A 20,082-nucleotide genomic window follows, 5' to 3' on the forward strand; every position below is an offset into this window, starting at 1 on the left:
TCCTTTCGTCTAGAGGGCGGAGGATTCGAGCAGCTCCCTGGCGTGGACGAGGGAGGTCTTCGACTCGCTGCCGGCGAGCATGCGGGCGATCTCGCGCTCACGCGCATCGTCGCGGACCTCGGTGACCGTGGTGTTCGCTCCGTCATCGCCGCCGGCCGCCTCTACGGTCTTGGAGACGACGAACTGCGCGTTCGCCCACGACGCCACCTGCGCCAGATGGGTCACGACGATCACCTGGGCGTGCTCGGCGAGCTTCGCCAGCCGTCGGCCCAGTTCCACGGCGGTCTTGCCGCCGACGCCGGCGTCGACCTCGTCGAACACGAACGTCATGGCGAAATCGTCGCCGCCGTTCATGCCGCGTTCGGCGGCCACGAGCTCGAGCGCCAGCATCAGACGGCTGAGCTCGCCGCCCGAGGCGCTTTTGCCCATCGGCAGCTTCGGGGAGCCCGGGAACGGGGTGAACAGGAACCGGATGTCATCGCCTCCGCTGGCGTCCAACGGGCCGAAGTCACCGGCGGCGGCCGAGTCGGGCCGCCTGCGCACCTGTACGTCGATGTCCAGCGAAGCCCCGGACATCGCCAGCGACGCAAGCTCGTCCCCCACCCGGGAGGACAATTCGCCCGCAGCGGCGGCACGCGCCTCGTGAAGCGCGTCGGCCGCCGAAAGCGCGGCCTCATATGCGGACTCACGTTCCTTGCGCAGCTGGTCGACACGTTCGGGGGATGCGTCGAGGTCTTCCAGATCGTAGCCGGCCTGTTCCCGCCACGCCAGCACATCCTCCAGGGTCGGGCCCCAACGGCGGGTCAACTCGCCGAGTTCGTGTATGCGATCGTTGATGCCGTCGAGGTCCTGCGCCTCGTCATCGCCGCCGAGCATCCCGCTGAGGGTGAACACCACGTCGGAAAGCTCCGTGTTCAGCGCGTCCAGCCGCTCGGCTACCTCGGCGTATTCTCCCTGCACATGGATGGAGCGCAGCGACTGCACGGCCTGTTCGATCAGCGAGGTCGCGCCCACGGCGTCCCCGCCGTCCACGTCCATCTGGGACGAATCCAAGGCGGCCAGTGCGCCGCCGACGCCTCGCGTGATCTCGGCGGCGTTCTCTATCCGGTCGCGCAGCGTCCTGAGTTCGGAGTCCTCGCCGACATGCGGGGCCACACGGTCGATGCGCTCTATGGATTCGCGCAGGTAGTCCGCCTTCCGCATGGCGTCGGACTCCTGTTCGGTGACGCCGCGAAGCTTGGCATCGATGTCGTTGAGCCGCTGCCATGCCGTGTGATAGGCGTCGAGCAGCGCATCATCCTGCGCGTAGCGGTCCAGAAAATCACGCTGCCGGCCCACGGACGCCATACGCAGCTGGTCGGCCTGGCCGTGGATGGTCACCAGTTCGCCGCTGATGTCGCCCAGTATGGCACGCGGCACGCTCCTGCCGTTCAGTACGGCGCGCGACCGTCCCTTCGCGGGCAATGTGCGGGTGAGGAAGATCTCGTCGTCCTCGACGCTGCCACCGGCGTCATGCACGATATCCGCCACCGATGAGCCACCGCCGATGGCGAAGATGCCCTGTGCCCAGGCCTCGTCCTCTCCGGGCGACACCAGCCGGGAGGCCGCGGTCCCTCCGGAGATCATGCGCAGGGCGTTGAGCAGCATGGACTTTCCCGCACCGGTCTCGCCGGTTATCGCCGTCATGCCCCTGGCAGGACGCAGCACGGCGTGATGAATCGGGCCCAGCGCCCGAATCTCCAGTTCCTCAAGCATCGCTTGGCGCCACTCCCCTATCGCTTGCCGCCGCGGCTTTTGTTCGACTCGCGCCAGCCCACCACCGGCAGGTCGAACTTGCTGACGAGACGGCTGGTGAACGGTACGCCGAGCAGCCGGGCCAGACGCAGCGAATTCGGGGACTGACGCACCACCAGGCGGGAGCCTCTCGGCAGCCCGCGCTGGCGGCGGCCGTCGCAGCAGATCCACCCTTCGCTGGAGGAGTCTTCGAGGATATCGATGGTGAACGCGGATTTCGCCCCGATGACCAGCGGCCTGGAGAACAGCGCATGCGCGGCCAATGGCACCAGTTGCAGTGCGTCCACGTTCGGCCAGATGATCGGCCCTCCGGCGGAGAACGCATAGGCCGTGGAACCGGTCGGGGTGGATACGATGACGCCGTCGCAGCCGAACGAGCTCATCTCCACGTCGTCGACGCGGATGCTGAGCTCCACCATCTTGCCACGGTCGGCGCGTTCCAGCGTCACGTCGTTGAGCGCCCAGTCATGCAGTGGTTCGTCGGCGCCGGGCAGCCAGACGTCCACCCATGCGATCACACGTTCGTCGATCGAATAGTCCCTCTGGGCGATCTTGGCGATGGCGTCCCGGATCTGGAAGCTTTCGAATTCGGCGAGGAATCCGACGTGCCCCATGTTGATGCCGACGATCGGCACATCCGTGCCCTTGACCAGTTCGGCGGCCCGCAGAATGGTCCCGTCGCCTCCCAGCACCACGACGATCTCCGTATCCGGGTCGACGGACTGCATCTCGGCCGCGGCGAACGGGGGAGCCTCGAGGTTGTCCACGATCACCACGTCAAAGCCGGCGTACTTGAGCTGTTCAACGACTTCCTTGACCTCGGTGCCGGTGGCGGCCAGCTGACTATGGGTCACCACGACCGCTTTTCTTTGACCTGGCAATACATCCTCCTTGCGCATCCGCATACGCGATGACAATCTACGTCACATTCTTCCACATCGAACCGATATTGTCTGCCCCGTTTCCCGACCCGGCCCCACGAACCCCGACTCCCTCTCGGGAGCGACCGACGGCGGACAGCGCGGCCGGAGGCATCGGGCTGTCCGTCGTCCGGCATATCGCACCGGGCCCCGACGGCCGGCACCCGTCTCGATTGGCCTGCCGATTCCGGAGTGTCGCGCTTGCATTTAATAAATTAACGTTGTTAATATATTCACAACAACATGAGCCGATTGCACGACGGACCATCGACATCAGACGTCGACCCCGTCGAAACATATCGACGCCCGAGCAACGACGCCAAGGAGGACAGGATGATCGCACCCGGCAGCACACACGCTTCGATGGCCGAGCTCAACCGATCCCGCATCATCCAGCTCCTGCACCGCGACGGCATCTGCTCCCGCGCGCATATAGCCCGCAGGCTCGGCCTCACCCCCGCAGCCATCACCAAGATCACGGCGCAGCTCATCGACATGGGCGTCATCAGCGAGACCGGCAACCTCGACGGCATCAAGAAGCGCCGCTCCATCGGACTGCAGCTCAACGAATCCAAGTACCGGGTCATCGGCGTCAAATTCGCCCGCACGCTGGTGCGCATCGGCGTCTTCGACCTCGGCGGCAACATGGAGAGCGAACAGCTGCTTCCGCCCGTCAGCGGCGGCCGCATCCGCGAGACCCTCGACGACGTCAGGCGACGCATCGACGCCATCCTCGCCGCCGACGACGCCATCGTCGCCATCGGCATCGCCGTGCCCGGCCCGTATCTGCGGGATGAAGGCCGCATCGCCGTGGTCACCTCGATGATCGAATGGAAGGACGTCAACTTCATCGACGAGTTCGTCGGCGCCTTCCGGGTCCCGGCCTTCATCGAACAGGACGCCCGCGCCGGCGCGCTGGCGCAGAGCCTGTTCGGCTCGGACTCCGACCCGCGCAGCCTCGGCTACTATCTCGTCGGCGAAGGCGTGGGCCTCGGACTCATCGACGACGGCGAGCTGGTCAACGGCAACCTCGGCGCCGCCACGGAGATCGGCCACGTCAGCATCGACATCCACGGCAGACCGTGTGAATGCGGCAACGTCGGATGCCTGGAGAACTACTGCTCCGCCGTGGCCCTGCACCAGGCGATCATCGACGCGGGCCTCGTCGACGGCGCGAAGGACATGACGCACATCGACGCCTGCGCCTCCCTGTTCGAGCTCGCCCACGGCGGCGACGAGACGGCGCTGGAACTTGTACGCGACTTCGCTCGGTACATCGGCTACGGCTGCGTCACCATCATCAACGCGTACAACCCCGCGCAGATCGTACTCGGTGATATCATGGCACAAGCCGGTTCGATACTGCTCGACGAAGTGCAGACCGTGGTCGAACGGCATGCCCTGCCCGCCCTGCGGGACACCACCGCCATAACCATATCCGACCTGCCCGTGGACGCGACCCTCTCCGGAGCGGCCGCCGTGGCCGCCGCGCAGTTCCTCGAACACCCCACCGAATTTGTCGGCCAGCCAAACGACTGACCGACCGAACCGACAACAACCGATCACCAACCCAACCAACCCAACAAAGAAATCTCCACAGGGCAACCCGAGGGAGAGAAGAAAGGAACCATCATGGCAGACAAGAAGCCGATCGTCCTGAGCCTTGGCGAAATCCTGTGGGATATGATCCCCGAGGGCAAGCGCGCAGGCGGCGCCCCCGTCAACTTCATCTACCACGCCACCAAGAACGGCGCCGACGGCTACTCGATCAGCGCCATCGGCGAGGACGAGCTCGGCGACGAGCTGCTGGCCGCGGTGGAGAAGACCGGCATCAAGTCCATCCTGCAGCGCAACGCCTACCCCACCGGCCGCGCCGACGTGAAGCTCGAGAACGGCATCCCCGAGTGGACCATCGTCAAGGACGTGGCCTGGGACCACATCGCGCTCACCCAGGAGCTCATCGACCTGGTGCGCAAGGCCGACGCCATCTGCTACGGCTCCCTCGCCTGCCGCATGCAGGAGTCGCATGACACCATCATGAAGCTGCTCAAGCAGTCCCGCCCCGACACCCTGCGCTACTACGACATCAACATCCGCGGCGACCACTACTCCAAGGAACTCATCGAGGAGCAGCTCGCCGACGCCACCGTGTTCAAGCTCAACGACGACGAACTCGTGCTGCTGCGCCCGATGTTCGGCATCACCGGCACCGACGAAGAGGCCTGCAAGTGGTTCATGGACAACTACGACCTCGATTACGTGATCCTCACCGCCGGCGCCGACTTCAGCACCATCCTGGCCAAGGACGGCGAGGTCTCCACCCTGCCGACGCCGCGCGTGGAGGTGTCCGACACCATCGGCGCCGGCGACTCCTTCTCCGGCGCGTTCACCATCAACATCCTGCTCGGCAAGTCGCTCAAGGAGGCCCACCGCGCCGCCGTGAACACCGCCGCGTACGTGTGCACCCAGGCCGGCGCCTGGCCGGAGTACCCGGAGGTCATGCCCGACTACATCGCCGAGTACGAGGCCAAGCAGGGCAAGTGATGCCGTCGTGACGGCTTGCGGACGATGCGCCGCAGGCCGTCGCCCACATGAAGTTTCGCTGTAGGCTTCATTCCTTGTTGACAGACCGGACATCCCGAAGCTATATTGAGATGTCCGGTTTTATTGTGCCGGAATGGCCGAGATCGGGAAAACGGATTTCGGCTTTGACAATTCAATATGGGGTCGATCGGTTTCGACGGTGACCTGTTCGTCGCAGGGAAGCGTGCCGAGAACGCGGGGGTCCGCTCGTTAATGTCCTCCCGTAAAAGAATAAGTGCTAAATCTAACCGCACTGAGTTCGCTCTCGCTGCCTGAGCTTCGCGCCAGATTTAATCCAGCGAGCAGCCGCTCCGTTCACTCTCCCATGTCTTCGGGGAGATGCTGAGCGTCGTTAGAAGACTTGCCTGAAGCGTTGCGTCACAGGACGCTTCGGGGACTTTTGCTGTGAATATGCCCGCCGCCAGTTGTCTGCGACATCGGCGGGGGCAGACATATAGCCACCAGGCCAGCAGACTACGCACGTAGAAGACTGAGGGTACGGTTACCGGACGCGGGTTCAATTCCCGCCGGCTCCACAAGGCACTAGCCGCCTAAGCATCGCTTAGGCGGCTTTTTTGTTGGCATTCCAACGGTTTCACAAGGTTTTAGAGAGGTGTGCTTTAATGGGTTTACGGCCGTTTAAGGCGGTTAAAACACGTCGCTAATACGTCGTCTAATACGTCGTTCTGATCGGAGGCAACGATGCCCAGGAAGAAGACCAACCGCAGGTTCGGCACCCTCGAATACCGTCCCAACAAGAAGCACCCCACGCGCGTGGTCGCCTCCTATCCTACTCCGGAGGACGCGTTCGACAGATGGCCGGGCCTGCCTGCCCGCCAATCCAAGAGCTTCCCCATCGAGCAGGAGGACGACGCCGTCGCATGGCTCGGCGCCGCACGCAAACGCATCGACGCCGGCGTATGGGAACCGCCCGAGGCATCCGAACGCAAGGAGAAGGCGAAGCGGATCACATTCGACCAGTACTTCCCCACGTGGCTCGACCAGCGCCGGTACAAGGGCCGGCCGTTGAAGGCTGGCACCAGATACCGGCTCGCCAAGGACTACGAGAACCACATCAGCCCGGTCCTCGGCGCCACTCCCCTCATCCGGATGACGCAGAGCATGGCCGAACGGTTCCGCGACGGACTGCCCGACCAGCCGTCCATGCGCGCCAACGTGATGAAACTATTGCGCGCTATGCTGCGCACCGCCAGCCAGTCCGGCGTCGACGGCGAGGAGCCGCTCATCCCCAAATACCCGTTGGGGGCCGGCGAGCCACGCCCCAGACGCGAGCACGTGGTCACGCCATGCACCCCCGAGGAGATGAAGGCCATCCACGACGCCATGCCGATGCCCTATGCGCTGGCCGTGTACATCGGCTGCTGCATCGAGATGCGCATCGGCGAGGTGTGCGCACTGCAGCGACGCGACATCAACCATCACACGGGGATGCTGCACATCGGACGGACGCGCGTCACCATGGACTCGCAGCGGCTGACCGACCGGCCCAAGACCGACGGCAGTGACCGCGAGGAGCCCATCCCCGCACAGCTCATGCCCCTCATCGACCGGCACCTTGAAACATACGTGGGCGAGGATCCGGAATCATGGCTGTTCCCCTCCGTCCGCGACCACGACAAGCCGTTGCACCCGAACTCGCTGCGCAGCTGGTATTCCACGGCGCGAAAAAAGGCCAAACGCCCCGACCTGCGGTTTCACGACCTGCGGCACACGGGTCTGACGTGGCTGGCCGAGGAGGGCGCCACCACGCGCGAGCTCATGGACGCCGGCGGGCACACGTCGCCGCAGATAGCCATGGTCTACCAGCATTCCGTCGACGGGCGACGCAGGATGCTCGCAGACCGCGTGGGCGAGCGCATCATCATCGATGACGACCCCGACATGCTGCGCCGCCGCATCATCGACCTCGACAAGCAGCTCAAGGTCATTAAGGGGCAGCGAGACGAACTGAAACGACGATTACAGACACTGGAGGAGAAGGGCGACGAGTAGAACGCGAAAACGCCCCGTCCGGCAGCAGACTTTTTCGTCTGCACGCCGGGCGGGGCGGATGATTTTTCGAGATGGTGTGTCACATGGTCAGGCTGTTTTGGCCAGCAGGCCGTGCAGGCTGAGGCCGTCGTCGACCTCGGGGATGCCGGCGATGCTGGTGAGCAGGGAGACGATGGCGGCCAGTGCGGCGACCGAGCCGATGTTGGCCCAGTCGACCTGCAGGAGCCCGACCGCGCCGGTGCCGATGACGCCGAGCGCGGCCTGCGCGGCGGTCTTGACGGCGCGGACGCCGGCCCGCCGAAGCCAGTCGACGGGGCCGGCCGCCTGCTCGGGAGTGGTGGATTCGTCGGTGGAATCGATATCGTTCATTTGCCGCTCCTTAGAATCGGCCTTTGTTGAGTGCTTCCTGCATGCGTTTGACCGTCCACGAGGAGGCTCCGAGGAAATGGTCCACGGACGAGCCGTAGTGACGCTGCAGCGCATCGATGGTGTTACGGCCGATGATGCCGTCGGCCTTGACGCCGAGCTTCTGCTGCATACGGCGGATGACGGGGCTGCCGTCGCCGGTGGCGTCGTACTGCCAGCCGGACCCGAACGCCGCCTGCCGGTTGGGCCACCACTGGTGCCAGATCTCCCCGTCGACGGGAGTGCCCAGAACCTTCTGCAGCCTAGCGGTGGTGGCACGGCCCCAGACGCCGTCCACGGCGAGCGCGCCGGACGTGGAGGGAGTCCCGTATGCGGGTCGGAGGATCGCGGCGACGACTCCCCATGCACGGGTGCGTCGGGCGACTCGGCCGTTGTTGGTGTTGCCCTCGATGGTCTGCAGGTAGGAGCCGCGGTTGACTTCGACGAAGCCGATGTGGTCGACCACGCCGCCGTCCCAGTTGAAGATCACGAGGTCTCCGGGGCGTGCGGAACGGATGTTGACGGCGCGGCCGGCGTTGCGTCCCGAAGCGAGGATGTAGGGCACGTATGCGGCCGGCATGCCGGGGAACGACTGGCCCGCCTGCGCGAGCACCCACGACGCGAACATGGCGCAGAACGGGACGCCGTTCGCACCGTAGTAGCTGCCGTGGGACTGGGCGTACCAGCGCCCGTACTTCGTGCCCTGCTGCGGGTCGGTCCAACGCGAGTAGCCGATCTGGCCGGCCGCGATCCTGAGCACATCACTTGCCGTCGCCATAATGCACCTCCTCGGTCTTGGCCACGTCCTTGACCGCGTCCGCCTGGCTGGATGCGGACGCCAGTTCCTCCTGTTTCTCTGCTGTTTCGGCCATCTGGCCCTCCTTCTGTTTTTGTGGATTGTTGGTCGGCCCGTCGGATGGCGGGCACGTTTTCCCGAGTCAGGACATCGCCGTCGCGGCCAGCAGTACGAGCAGCCGCCATGCGATGGCGCCGACGAAGACCGTGACGGCGTACAATGCCGCGGCGCACAATGCGCCCGCCACGACGATCACGGAGAGAATGGCGAGAAACATCCGGAATGGATGGCTCCCCTGTGGGTCCTGCGGGTCATGCATGGGGGTCCTCCGATGCGTGGGCGCGGATGATCTCCGCGTGCAGGTGCGCCGTGGTCCCGTCGTCGGACGTGCCATCGGGATCCAACGCCCGATAGGCATCCCATGCGACGTCGGCGCGGCGTTTGATCTCCACGCTGGCGGGCCTGCCGGCCTCGACCGTCTCGGCGTGCAGACGCGCGATCTTGTCGAACAGGAGGGCCCGCAGGGCCTCGTCACGGACATCCTGCTTGGTCATGATGCCCTTCACCCGCTGCCAGAGGATTCCCCCGACCGCGCTGAGCGCCGCGAACAGCACGCTGGCCGTGACGCTGATGATGATCTGGTCCATGTCCCTTCCTTCTCTGAGGTGGAATCCCACACGTTCCGACGCCGTGGACCCGCCATAGCGCGTGTGGGATTTTGGAGGTCGAAAATGCTATTGGACGAGTATTGGGAGGCACGATTCCTGCCCTATTGCGAGGCGAATCTGCGCGAATGCACTATCGTCGGCTATGAGAGCGCATGGAGGCTGCATATCGATCCGGCGTTCGGCCATGTGGATATGGCGGCCATCGGCGTGGAGGACGTGGACCGGTGGCTTGCGGAGTTCCCCACGGCCGGTGTTGCTCGAAAATCGTGGGCGCTGCTGCGGTCCATGCTGCGCCGCGCCATCCGGTGGGGCTTGCTCGACACCGACATCACCCGCAGGGAGATGACGCTGCCCGAACGGCGTCGCTACGAGCCCGTGCTGTTGACCATCCGGCAGCAGCGGCAGCTGCTGCGCGGCTTCTATGGCTCACCGTTGGAGGCGTGGCTGATATGCGCCTCATGCTGCGGCTTGCGCACCGAGGAGGGGTACGGACTCGAATGGTCGGACATCGATTTGAGACGCGGCGTTCTACATGTGGAGCGTGGTTTGCAATGGATCGGCGGGCATGAGGTCGTCGTACCACCGAAAACCGAGCTCAGCCGGCGGACGCTGCCTCTGCCGAGATTTGCGGTCAAACGACTGAGGGAAATCCGTAATGGAGCGAAAAGACGTCTCATCGGAACTATGACTCCGCCGCAGGCTTCGCGGACATATAGGTCGTTCTGCCGGCGTCATGCGCTGCCCTGCGTGCCGCCACGCAACCTGCGCCACAGCTGGGCGACCAACGCCCTCGCGGCAGGAGCCGACATCGCCGTCGTATCGAAAATGTTGGGGCACAGCGATATCAAGACCACCGCCACCTATTACCTCAAACCTGACATCACCGCATTGCGTGACGCGCAGCGACTGTTCGAACGGCAACTCATCAACTAGGGATTCCCTATCCCGCACGAACACGCGACTCGGCGACATCAGCATGAGGCTGACCGCGCGGCTTGATGCGCTGCCGACGTTCGCGTGTGGTTCGACCATCATCAAGACGGTCAAGGGCAGCGGTGGCGCGCAGGTCGCCACGCCGGCCAGAGTCGGCTCATGGGATCCAAACACCATGGCCGCGTTCGCCATGTTCACCGACCCCGCACGCGGACGAATCGTCACCAGCGTGGACTACGAGGGAGGGTTGAACGTGCGTTACACCTCCACGGCCGAGGGCAATGCCAGAGTCAACTGGATTGTGGTCAAACCGCCGACCAGCATCATCGCCTAGACGCTAGGCGAGCACGCCATACGCGTACACGGCCTGATAGAACGCGACGTTCGGCTTCGCGGCAGCCGCGTAGTTACGCACTCCCAGCGTGCAGCCCTTCGCGGTGACATTGTCGACGGACACGACCATCCATGCGTCGCCCGGCGTGGCCACAACGACTGACGGCGTGGCCTTGAATGGCTTCGGCCATGTGAGGTTGAACTCCTTGCCGGAGCCGGCCGGCAACCCGCCATTGATGATGCCCTGCTGCGTCTTCTGCCATACCGGCAGGTTGTCCACGACGCTTTTCAGCAGGAGGATGGTCTGCTGCGTCGCGGAGACGCGCTCATCCGTCTGGGATAGGGAATGCTAATCGGCTGGGAGTATGACCGTCCAGTTGATTCGGGCCGGTGCAGTGCTGTTCGCGTTGAACATGACATCGATGTGCCCCGAGTTCTTGACGAATCGCGTGCCGATCGGGACGATTCCGTTTGCCTCCCAGTGTGCGTTCGTCACCATGACGGTGCAACCATCCTTCCAGTCCCGTCCGAACGCCTTCTTGAACTCGGCCAGCGTCCACAGGGGCGCGTAGCCCTTAGCGGTCGGCTGGGTGACGATGCTCATGCCAGTGCGCACGCGATTCTGCATGGCGGCGAGGGCACTGTCATGCTGTCCAATGCGAGTGTTCAGCTTCGACGCGAAATCGTTCGTGTGGGATAGGGAATCCCACACGGCTTTCATAGGCTGCATGATGTTGAACAGCGGCACCGGGGTGCCGAGCGTGATGCCGTTCAGCGGAATACGGTATAAAGGCATGTCGTAGATGGTGCCGCCCTTCCACATGCTGGTGGCGTTGATGGCGGGGTCTCTGGCTGTGCCGGTGGTCGCCTCGCCCTTGACGACAACGAGACTGGCCGATTCCACGGATTCACTGCCCTTCTCGTAGCGGCAGACGATGAGGTCGTTGCGTTTCATGCCCTGCGAGCCGTTGCTGATGATGAGGTCCTCGCCGCCGTCGTTGCTGACGTGATACCCCTGCATGACAAGCTCGCCCGAGCCGATGGTGACCTTGTTCGCAGAGACGACGGTGATCGCGAACTTGTTTTGCATGTCGAGCACGTAGTCGTCCAGGCCTATGATGCCGGCGTGGAGTCCGGCGTCCTGGGCAGCGGTGACGTGCGGGGTGCCCGCATGTCCGGTGACGAGGCTGATGGTCATGACTGCGCTCCGTTCTTCATCCACGAGTCGAATTCGTTGTCGGCGTCCTTGAGCTTGTTGACGTACTGCTCATGGCAGCGGGCGCACAAAAGGTAGTCGTGCTGGCTGCCGTCGGCGTCGAAGCGGACGATGTTCCACCATTCCTTGAATCCGTGGTCGTCCTGTTTCTCGAAGTATTTGAGTGTCTGACAGCGGTCGCATTGCATGATGGTGCAGTTGTCCTTGCGTGCCATGGTGTCCTTCCTTTCCTGTTATTCGGCTTCGTAGTCGACGCTGGCGGAGCCTTTGGCTATTTTGACGATTTTCTTGGTTATCGTGGCGTTGACGGTGATGCCGGTGACGTTATCTCGTGCGGTGACGGTGTCGCCGACGTCGAGGCTGATGCTGTCTGGGTTGCGGATGGTGACGGACACGTCACCCTCGCTTTGCATCTCCTCGAGTTTTTCCCGCGTGCTTTTGGCGAGTTCGTCGGCCTCGGCGTTGTTGTAGTCGTAGACCTGCGCGATCTCGTCGACGCCGTTGAGCGACTGTTTCTGGCTGACGTTGCCTTTGGCGTCGGCGTACCAGTGGGATACGACGCGGTCCTTGATGTCGCCCTTGCCTAGTCCGATGAGATGGTTGACGCGACGCCATGTCCGGGTGGCGTCGAAGTCCACGAGGTCGCTGTCGATGGTGTCGCCGTAGTGTTCGACTGGCTCCGCCCATACGTTCACGGTCCCCGACCGGTAGGCGAGGCGGGGCTTCAGGCCTGAGGCCGCGCACATCTTCCGTATTCCCGTGTACGCGTCCGTGTAACGGTCGAACTGGTATGCCTTGATGGCCGGGTCCGTGCCGTCCGGCGGCGTTGTGGCGGTGAACGTACCGGCAAGGCCGATGCGGTTGAGGAGCTGGCCGATGACCGTGCTGGCCGACCCCTGTACGGTGAGGTAGTCCTGTCCCGTGTCGGGGACGAGTATCTTCCCCGCAAGCATGCCATGCCATGTTCGCCCTGAGTAGGTGAGGGTGCTGCCGTCGCCGTCGAGCCGGTCGCGCAATGCGTCGATCACGCCGCCGCATTCGGATCCGTCGAGGTACGCGTAGGCGCCGGAGGGTATGTTCTGGTCGATGGTGAGTTCGAAGTCGTTCTCGTCAGTCCCCCATGCGCAGTCGAGCGTGTAGTCGTCGACGGCCATGCGGTCCACGTGAGAGGCGTCGGTGATGATGAGGTCTATGCCCATGGCGGTTCGCTTTCCTCCTCCCATACGGTCAGGTCGAAGCCGAAGCCTTTCCAGTTGACTGGGTTGTCGCCGGGAGGGATGGGCTGGAAGATGTAGGAGCCGCCGTCGCGGCCGCTGCCGCGGTATCCCTTGGCGAACACGTTGGATACGTCACCGTTCTCGGCGGTCATGACGATGGTGCGCTGCCTTCCCACGGCCGTGATGGTCACGTATGCTCCGGAGGGGATGTCCATGTCCAGACGGTACGTGTTGGAGCCGATGACGATCTGGGGGCTGCTGGCGGGGCCGAACACGACCATGGTGAATCCCATGGCCGTCGGCATGGGATTGGATGCCGTGACGTTGCGTGTGGTCGGCAGATAGTCGTGCGGATAGTCATAGGGGTGGTCGAGGTCGAGGCCCGGCTGCAATGCGTCCGACCAGAAGTGCTGTACGTCGCCCGCACGCCGCCACATGCCGTCGGACAGCACGACGGTGAGCTTCTGCCTGATGACGTTCGGCTTGATGTCGGAGGCCTCGGCCTTGACCACGTAGGCCGTCGCCCTCCAGCCGTCCGCGTCCAGGACGCCGGGCGTATGGTTGGCGACGTCCGCGTCGAACAGGCGTCGCGTCCAGTCGAGCTTCTCCGGACAACGCAGGTAGGTGAGCTCTAGGCTCGCCTCCCTCGCGTCCCGTGTCACGCCGGACAGGTCACGGTAGCCGAGCGAGTATCCCCATGCGCGGCCTCTTATGCCTTCGGCGGTCTGCGCGAAGATATCGGGGCCGCTCATGGGAATCTCGTCGCCGGTGGTGGCGCACACGTACTTAAGCGACTGCATGCTTGCGTACCATCCTTCCGAATTCACGGCCGTCGATTTCGATGCCCATGGAGGAGAGCATGGCCGGCAGGTCGCCGTGCAATGCGGTCAGTTCCGCCAGCAGCTGCTCCAACGTCCGTGCCTGTGACGACTGGCCCGTGGCCGTCATGTCTCCGATGCTCGCCGTGACGGGCATGGCGATGGGTCCGACGCCGGCCTGCAGTCGTGTGGTCATGTCGGTGAGCGCGTCGTCGACGAGGCCTGTGCTTTGGGTGACGCCTTGGCCGATGCCGGCGCCGATCATGAGGCCGACCTGGTCTCGGAACACTCGTGATGGCGAGTGGATGCCGAGTGCGTTCTTGGCGGCGTTGATGGCGCTGGAGGCGATGTTCTTGGCTGCTTCGACGACCTTGCCGACGGCGTTTTTGATGCCGTTGACGAGACCGTTGACGATGTTGGCTCCGGCGGAGGTGAGCCAACTTGCGGCGCCGCTGAATGCTCCGGTGATCCTGCCTTTGATGCCGCTGATGGTGCTCACGACGGCGTTGATGCCGTTGCTGGCTGCGGACTTGAGTCCGTTCCAGATGCTGGTGAATACGCTTCTGACGCCGTTCCATGCGCTGCTCCAGATGCTGCGGATGGAGTTCAGGCCGCTGGTGATGGCGGTTCTGATGCCGTTCCAGATTGCCATGAATGCGCTGCGGATGGCGTTCCATACGGCGGTCCAGAGCGCGCGGATGACGTTGAGTCCTCCGCTGATGGCGGCTTTGATGGCGTTCCAGATGCCGGTGAACACTGATTTGATGACCTGCCATACGCCGCTGAACACCTGTTGGATGCCCTGCCATGCCGTGCTCCAGTTGCCGGTGAACACGCCGGTGAGGAACGTGATGACGCCGGTGAGGATGGTCACGACGCCTTGGATGGCGCCGATGATGGCGGTGATGACGGGCGTGACCACGCTGATGATGGTCTGCACGACGGCGGTGATGACGGGGATGAGCGCGGTGATGACGTTGACTATCGCGGTTATCACGGGGATGAGCAGGCCGACCAGCGTGGTGATGATGGTCGTGATGACCGGCAGGAACGCGACGATAGCAGCGGTGATGGTCTGGATGACCGGGACGAGCAGGCTGACGAGCGTGGTCACCAGTTGGATGATGATGGGCATGACCTGCATGACCGCGCCGATGATCGCCTGGATGACGGGCACGAGGGCAGTCACGAGGGTGGCGACCAGTTGGGCGATGACCGGGGCGATCTGCGCGATGGCCTGGGCTATCGTCGTGATGACCGGGATGATGGCGCTGACCAGCATGGTCGCCAATTGCGCGAGGGCGGGCAGTATCTGGGCGGCGACCTGGATGATGGCCGTGAACGCCGGGATGAGCGCGCCGATGATCGCGGTCGCCGCCTGGACGAGAGGGCCGATGAGCGCGGCGCCGAGCTGGGCGAACGCGGAGACGAGCTGGCCTAGGACCGGGGCGAGCTGGGCGAACGCGTCGGATATCTGCGCGACCATGTCGGCGACCATGGGAGCGGTGTCGGCGAACGCCTGCGAGAGCGCGTCGCCCAATTGGCCGAACGCGTCCATGAGTGCGGGCAGCTGCGCGAGGATGGGCTGCATCATCGTGGTGAACAGCCCGCCCAATTGGGCGAGGACTGGCGCGGCCGCCGAGGCGAGCGCGCCGAACGTCTCGGCCAGTTTCGGCCCGACCTGCTGGAGGATGGGGCCGACCGTCCCGGCGATGGCCTTGAACCGTCCGGCGATGGCGGTGCCGAGCGTGGCGAGCACGGGGCCGATGGCCTTCACGATGCCGGTGAACGTGTCGACGAGCCCCTGCACGAGCGACTGGAGCGCGGGCATGGCGGCCTGCCATGCCGCCTGCACCTTCTGCCACAGGGGCTGCAGGTACTGCATGAGCGACTGCCATGCCTTGCGGCCGGTCTCGGTCTTGGTGAAGAACACGGCGAGCGCCGCCACGATGGCCGCGATGGCCGTGGCCACGAGGATCAGGGGGTTGGCCTTCATGGCCGTGAACAGGGCCTTGAGGCGTCCGGACGCGAACAGCGTGGTCGCGCCGAAGGCGCGTTGCACGGCGTTGCACGCGGTCGTGGCCGCCGTCAGCGCCGTCTGCGCGTTCTTCACGAGGGTCATGTTCGCGGCGAGCTGCCTGAGCTTGGCGGAGGGTCCGCCCAGCCCGTTGAGGAAGTCGGTGACGGCCTGCGCCCCGTCCCTGACCTTGTTCGCGTTCGTGGCGACGGATTCGAGCCCGCCGGCCAGTGCCTTGACGCCGGCGTTCGCGGTTTTGAACGCGATGAATCCGGCGACGATGGGCATGAGCTTGGGCAGGAGGGTGCCGGCGTTCTGGGCGATGAGGTTCAGCGCGTCGGCGATGAGCTTGATGGCCGTGGCGACGGTGTCGGGAGGGATCATGCCCGACCAGTCGATGATGATGCCCTGCACGGTGGAGACGAGGCTTTTCACGGTATCCACGGCCGCGTCCCACGCGCTTTGGAACGCGGCGATGGCGCCGTTGTCCTCGAGTCTGGCGTACATGTCCGTGGCGGCCGTCTTCAACCGGTCGAACAGGGCCGTGACCGTGGGGATGGCGTTGGACAGGCCGGCCTCCAAGGAGGCGCCGACCTTCTGCATGGCCGGCTTGGCCGCGGCGGTGAACCCGTCGATGATGGGGATGGCCTGGTTGAACAGTTCGCGCAGGCCGTTGAGCACGGGCGAGGCGATGACCTCGCCGGTTCGCGAGAGCGCGGCCTTGACGTTCGCCAACGCGCCGGTGAAGGTCGTGCCGGCCGCCTGTGCGGCGCCGCCCAGACCCTTCTGCATGGCGTCGGCGAAGGTCTGGAAGTCTATTTCGCCTTCGGAGACCATGCTGCTGACCTCGGCGCTGGTCTTGCCTAGGTGTTTGGCGAGCAGCTGGAGGACGGGCACGCCGGACGCCATGAGCTGGAGCATGTCGTCGCCCTGCAGCTTGCCTCGTGCGGCGACGGAGCCGAAGATGGTGCCGACGTCGGTGAGGCTGCGGCCGGAGATCTGGGCGGTGTCGGCGACGGTCTTGAGGACGTTGGTCATCTGCGTGCCGGATTTGACGCCGGACGCGGACAGTGATGCGGCGACGGTCGCGGCGTCGCCGAGGCCGAACGCCGTGCCCTTCACGGAGGCGAGTGCCGAGCCCATGATGTCGCTGATGGACTTGGAGTCGTGGCCGAGGCCCTTGAGCTTGGCCTGGGCGTTCTCGATGTTCAGGGCGCGGGTGAAGCCGCCCTTGGCGGCGAGCGCGACGATGCCGCCGGTGACGGTGGTGATGGCGCCGAGGCCGAGTTTGCCGACGCCCTTGAACGCGCCGCCGAGCCGGCTGAGCAGGCTGGTGCCGCCGGCCTTGGCGGCGTTGCCGATACTGGTGCCGAGGTCGCCTTCGAGTTTGCGGCCGAAGCCCTTGCCCGAGGGGGCGACCTCGACGTATACGGTGCCGATGTCCTGTGCCATCGGGGTTCCTCCCACGGTTGTGTCGTGTGCTGGATCCCGATGGCGGTCGGGATGCTATTCGGTTATGTGGTAGCGGTCCTTGAGCCGTTGGCGGCGTGCCAGTCGTTCCCTGCGTTTGCGCGGGTCCTCGAGGCGGTGGGCGCGCAGCATGTCGTTGCGCCGGTCCTTCCATGGCCGGTATCCGCGTTTTTTGAGCAGGCCCTCGAGTTCGAGCCGGTCCCACATGGCGGTCTCGGCCCCTGTGGGCGTGTACGCCCAGCCGGCCAGTGCGGCGTAGGATGCGCTGGTGTGGTCGCGCAGGAGTTCGCGGGTGAGCTCCCATGCGAGCCGGTAGCCCATGTTGCCGCGGGGTTTGCGGTCTTTGGGCGCGTCGAGCCATGGGATGAGGCGGACGGGGTGCCAGAGGAGGCCGTAGCGGCTGAGCCAGTCGGCGGCTAATGCGCCGTGGTGGTTCTGGTGGAGGACGAGGAGGACAGCTGTTTTGGGTCGAGGCCCGACCCTTCGGCCCAGCCGCGCATGATGGCGCTGATCCAGCCGAGCGGGTTGCCGGCCTTCCGGAGCTTGTTCCACAGGTCGGGCTGCATCTGCTCCAAATAGGCCAGGAAGACGGCGGTGGCGTGGAAGGTGTCCTCCTCGCTCAACGCGACCTTGCTTTTGATGATGAGGACCACGTTGACGAGTTCGATGGGCAGGTCGGCGCTGTTGAGGTTGGGCAGGCGCACGGTCGTGTCGAGGCCCTTGAGGCTCAATGTCACGTCGGGCAGGTTCTCGCGGGATTCGTCGATGTCGGGTTCGATGATGATGGGCTTGTCGCTCATGGCGGTCTCCTAACGGTTGGTTTTTGCGGCGGTCTTTGGTTGTGCGTGGGGTTCCCCTTCCGCGCGGAGACCGCCATCCACGCGCGGGAGGGGAAGAATCGGTCAGGCGCCTGCGGGGGCGGTGACGGTGACGGGCACGGTCACGGACTTGCCTCCGGCCGTGACGGTGATGTTCACCGGCTTGCCGGTGTCGGTGGCCGTCTTGCCGGCCACGGTGACGGTGGAGCCGTTGACGGTGGCGGTGGCCTTCGTCTCGTCGCCGCTGACGGCGGCGAGGGTCCAGCCGCTCGCGTTGGAGGGGCTGACGGTCACGGCGAACGTGCCGGATTTGCCGGCTTCGACGCTGAGCGTGTCGGGGTCGGCGGACAGTCCGGTGACGACGGTGGCGAGGCCGGCCATTTCGGCGGCGAGCAGGCCGTACACGTGGAACTGGAAGTTGTCGGCGGCCTTGAAGAACTTGAACGTGACGTTGAAGGTGAGGACCTCGGTGCTCACCATCGTCATGTCGTCGCGGTCCGAGACCTGCGCCTTGCCGGCCGACAGGACGATGGGGTTGCCGTACTGGTCGAGGCAGGCGAGCACGAGCCCGTACTGGCGGTTCGCGGTCGCGTCCTTGATATGAAACGCGCCATCGTCGTCGGCCTTGACGCCGAAGTACGCCTCGGCGATGCTCCGGCGGCATTCGATGCCGGGAATCTGCAGGGTCCAGTAGCCGGGCTCCTGCTCGCTGATGACGATGTCGCCGTTGTGGGCCTTGATCTCGGTGTCGTCGCCGGGCTCGGGATGCAGCACGGCGCCGTCCTCGCTGTTGTAGCCCACGGGGCGTGCGGTCTCGGGCGGCTGCCAGTTCTCGTCCGTGGGCGGCGTGAATCCGCCGTCGTCGAGCGGGAAGAGGAACAGGGCGTAGTCCTTGACGAGTTTGACCAGGTCGGCGTTGTTGCCGCTGGTGATGTAGCCGGTATCGGCCATGATGTTCGTCCTTTCGGTTGGATGATGGTTGTCAGACGGTGGACACGGTCAGCAGGAGGATGAGGTAGGCGCACACGGTGCCGTCCTCGTCCGCGAGGCGGATGGGCCCGCTGTCGAGCCCCATGGAGCATATGGGGTACGGCGGGCTCAGGGATGTGAGATAGGCGCAGATGTCGGCGGCCCGTCGCTGCGCGGCCGCGTAGTCGCCGGTGCCGTCGCCGCGCCGCTCCCATACGCTCATGCGCAGGCGCACGTACTGGCTGACCGGCGTGGCCGGCTGCTGCGGCTCGCCCACGATCACGCACTCATGCTCCGGGTTGTCACGCGCGCGCACGCCGCCGAAACGCACGTCGGGGAATCGTCCGCGCAGCAGGGGCAGCAGCACCGGCTCCACACGCGGAGTCCGGACGGGAGGATGGAAGACGCTCATACGCGCACTCCCCCGAGCATCCGGGTGAGGGTGCCGTGCTCGCGTTCCACGGGCGCGGGGCATGTGGCGACCACGTTCGCGCGGTCGGTGTCCTCGTTGCGGTACACCTTGATGCGGTCGTCGCCGGCCGCCTCCGACCTCATGTGAGCCTCGACGTCGTCGATGACCGGTTCGACGGCCTTGTGGAGCACCTGCTGGTTGAACGCGCGCCGCTTCAGCACCACTTTGACGGGTTTGGCCATGGTCATCCCTCCCTGAGTCCGACGGTGATGACGTCGCCGACGTGCTCGCCCCTCGGGTTCTCCCAGACGGCCGGGAGCCCGTCGACGGGCAGCAACAGGCCACGCAGCCCGATGACGTCCGTGTCGAGGATGCCGGTCGGCTCCCCGGAGCGGACGTAAACGGTGTATCCGACCGTCACGCCCTGGGAGCTTTCCGTCGGGCTTTCGGACGCGGAGACGGGGGCTGCGAGTCCGGTGAAGCTGCGCCAGAGCTCCAATGGCCCCTGCACGAGGTCGCCGTCCTCGCTGGTGGAGGCTTGTCCCCGGTACACGTCGATGCGTTCCATCACGTCACCGTGCCCGTCGTCATGTCGATGCTGTACGCCTGCTGTCCGCCGAGGCCGAGCACGTCCAGATAGTCGGTGTTCCATCGCAGGTATCCGTCCGGGCTCAGCCAGCTGTAGGAGTTGCTGAACGGG

23 protein-coding genes and 1 other RNA gene are annotated in these 20,082 nt (G+C 65.0%); 6 read left to right on the plus strand and 18 right to left on the minus strand.

All coding sequences use genetic code 11. The annotated features are described in order from the left end of the window. Positions 1–9 precede the first annotated feature (9 nt). Both recN and GFD18_RS02090 read right to left on the minus strand, forming a co-directional pair. Entirely contained in the window at positions 10–1,755 is a 1,746-nt protein-coding gene (recN, locus tag GFD18_RS02085; protein ID WP_163199675.1) for a DNA repair protein RecN, read from the minus strand. Between the two features lie 17 nt (positions 1,756–1,772). Next, entirely contained in the window at positions 1,773–2,693 is a 921-nt protein-coding gene (locus GFD18_RS02090; RefSeq protein WP_163199815.1) for an NAD kinase, read from the minus strand. A 354-nt stretch (positions 2,694–3,047) separates the two neighbouring features. On the opposite strand from GFD18_RS02090, the gene GFD18_RS02095 reads away from it, so the two are divergent. The 4 genes from GFD18_RS02095 to GFD18_RS02110 all read left to right on the plus strand — a co-directional run bounded on the left by GFD18_RS02095 (position 3,048) and on the right by GFD18_RS02110 (position 7,310). Further along, positions 3,048–4,253 carry an ROK family transcriptional regulator gene (locus GFD18_RS02095; protein WP_163199674.1) on the plus strand — a complete coding sequence of 402 codons (1,206 nt, stop codon included), beginning with the start codon at positions 3,048–3,050 and terminating at the stop codon, positions 4,251–4,253. Positions 4,254–4,346: 93 nt separating this feature from the next. After that, positions 4,347–5,258 (plus strand): carbohydrate kinase family protein, encoded by a 912-nt coding sequence (locus tag GFD18_RS02100; protein WP_163199673.1) that lies wholly within the window; start codon positions 4,347–4,349, stop codon positions 5,256–5,258. 179 nt (positions 5,259–5,437) lie between these two features. Next, positions 5,438–5,836, plus strand: a transfer-messenger RNA (tmRNA) gene (gene ssrA, locus GFD18_RS02105). 163 nt (positions 5,837–5,999) lie between these two features. Further along, complete coding sequence (locus GFD18_RS02110; protein WP_100511258.1) at positions 6,000–7,310, plus strand: tyrosine-type recombinase/integrase; 1,311 nt, start codon at positions 6,000–6,002, stop codon at positions 7,308–7,310. Positions 7,311–7,397: 87 nt separating this feature from the next. On the opposite strand, the gene GFD18_RS02115 is transcribed toward GFD18_RS02110, so the two are convergent. The 4 genes from GFD18_RS02115 to GFD18_RS02125 form a co-directional block, all read right to left on the minus strand. Continuing rightward, positions 7,398–7,679: a holin gene (locus GFD18_RS02115; RefSeq protein ID WP_100511259.1), complete on the minus strand. Its 282-nt coding sequence runs from the start codon at positions 7,677–7,679 to the stop codon at positions 7,398–7,400. Between the two features lie 10 nt (positions 7,680–7,689). After that, positions 7,690–8,493, minus strand: coding sequence for a CHAP domain-containing protein (locus GFD18_RS02120; RefSeq protein WP_163199672.1), 804 nt, complete (start codon positions 8,491–8,493; stop codon positions 7,690–7,692). A gap of 160 nt (positions 8,494–8,653) precedes the next feature. Then, positions 8,654–8,788, minus strand: a complete 135-nt coding sequence (locus GFD18_RS11255) for a hypothetical protein (RefSeq protein WP_263863968.1) — start codon at positions 8,786–8,788, stop codon at positions 8,654–8,656. Positions 8,789–8,822: 34 nt separating this feature from the next. Beyond that, positions 8,823–9,158, minus strand: coding sequence for a hypothetical protein (locus GFD18_RS02125; RefSeq protein WP_163199671.1), 336 nt, complete (start codon positions 9,156–9,158; stop codon positions 8,823–8,825). Positions 9,159–9,242: 84 nt separating this feature from the next. On the opposite strand from GFD18_RS02125, the gene GFD18_RS02130 reads away from it, so the two are divergent. Both GFD18_RS02130 and GFD18_RS02135 read left to right on the plus strand, forming a co-directional pair. After that, positions 9,243–10,112, plus strand: a complete 870-nt coding sequence (locus tag GFD18_RS02130) for a tyrosine-type recombinase/integrase (protein WP_163199670.1) — start codon at positions 9,243–9,245, stop codon at positions 10,110–10,112. Between the two features lie 43 nt (positions 10,113–10,155). Next, a complete protein-coding gene (locus GFD18_RS02135; RefSeq protein ID WP_163199669.1) occupies positions 10,156–10,446 on the plus strand; it encodes a hypothetical protein in 291 nt (96 codons plus the stop codon). A gap of 3 nt (positions 10,447–10,449) precedes the next feature. Here the strand turns inward: GFD18_RS02135 and GFD18_RS02140 are convergent, their stop codons facing one another. The 12 genes from GFD18_RS02140 to GFD18_RS02195 all read right to left on the minus strand — a co-directional run bounded on the left by GFD18_RS02140 (position 10,450) and on the right by GFD18_RS02195 (position 19,950). Beyond that, the gene (locus GFD18_RS02140; RefSeq protein WP_163199668.1) at positions 10,450–10,725 is read right to left on the minus strand and encodes a hypothetical protein; all 276 of its coding nucleotides are present in this window, start codon (positions 10,723–10,725) and stop codon (positions 10,450–10,452) included. Positions 10,726–10,794: 69 nt separating this feature from the next. Further along, complete coding sequence (locus GFD18_RS02145; RefSeq protein ID WP_163199667.1) at positions 10,795–11,643, minus strand: hypothetical protein; 849 nt, start codon at positions 11,641–11,643, stop codon at positions 10,795–10,797. Further along, on the minus strand, positions 11,640–11,876 hold the full coding sequence (locus tag GFD18_RS02150) for a hypothetical protein (protein WP_163199666.1): 237 nt from the start codon (positions 11,874–11,876) through the stop codon (positions 11,640–11,642). The genes GFD18_RS02145 and GFD18_RS02150 overlap by 4 nt, the downstream gene beginning before the upstream one ends. 18 nt (positions 11,877–11,894) lie before the next feature. Then, complete coding sequence (locus GFD18_RS02155) at positions 11,895–12,860, minus strand: hypothetical protein (protein ID WP_163199665.1); 966 nt, start codon at positions 12,858–12,860, stop codon at positions 11,895–11,897. Continuing rightward, on the minus strand, positions 12,851–13,678 hold the full coding sequence (locus GFD18_RS02160; protein WP_163199664.1) for a hypothetical protein: 828 nt from the start codon (positions 13,676–13,678) through the stop codon (positions 12,851–12,853). The genes GFD18_RS02155 and GFD18_RS02160 overlap by 10 nt, the downstream gene beginning before the upstream one ends. Beyond that, entirely contained in the window at positions 13,665–17,165 is a 3,501-nt protein-coding gene (locus tag GFD18_RS11020; RefSeq protein WP_204313983.1) for a tape measure protein, read from the minus strand. Before GFD18_RS11020 ends, GFD18_RS02160 begins: the two co-directional genes overlap by 14 nt. Before the next feature lie 54 nt (positions 17,166–17,219). Continuing rightward, positions 17,220–17,504, minus strand: a complete 285-nt coding sequence (locus tag GFD18_RS02170; protein WP_163199663.1) for a hypothetical protein — start codon at positions 17,502–17,504, stop codon at positions 17,220–17,222. 95 nt (positions 17,505–17,599) lie between these two features. Continuing rightward, complete coding sequence (locus GFD18_RS02175) at positions 17,600–17,983, minus strand: hypothetical protein (RefSeq protein WP_163199662.1); 384 nt, start codon at positions 17,981–17,983, stop codon at positions 17,600–17,602. A 102-nt stretch (positions 17,984–18,085) separates the two neighbouring features. After that, entirely contained in the window at positions 18,086–18,952 is an 867-nt protein-coding gene (locus tag GFD18_RS02180) for an Ig domain-containing protein (RefSeq protein WP_191997272.1), read from the minus strand. A gap of 31 nt (positions 18,953–18,983) precedes the next feature. Further along, entirely contained in the window at positions 18,984–19,382 is a 399-nt protein-coding gene (locus GFD18_RS02185) for a hypothetical protein (protein WP_163199661.1), read from the minus strand. Further along, the gene (locus GFD18_RS02190; protein WP_100511766.1) at positions 19,379–19,624 is read right to left on the minus strand and encodes a hypothetical protein; all 246 of its coding nucleotides are present in this window, start codon (positions 19,622–19,624) and stop codon (positions 19,379–19,381) included. The genes GFD18_RS02185 and GFD18_RS02190 overlap by 4 nt, the downstream gene beginning before the upstream one ends. Positions 19,625–19,626: 2 nt before the next feature. Next, positions 19,627–19,950, minus strand: coding sequence for a hypothetical protein (locus GFD18_RS02195; protein ID WP_163199660.1), 324 nt, complete (start codon positions 19,948–19,950; stop codon positions 19,627–19,629). Positions 19,951–20,082 lie beyond the last annotated feature (132 nt).

The organism is Bifidobacterium saimiriisciurei, assembly GCF_010667655.1.
Taxonomy (GTDB): Bacteria; Actinomycetota; Actinomycetes; order Actinomycetales; family Bifidobacteriaceae; genus Galliscardovia; species Galliscardovia saimiriisciurei.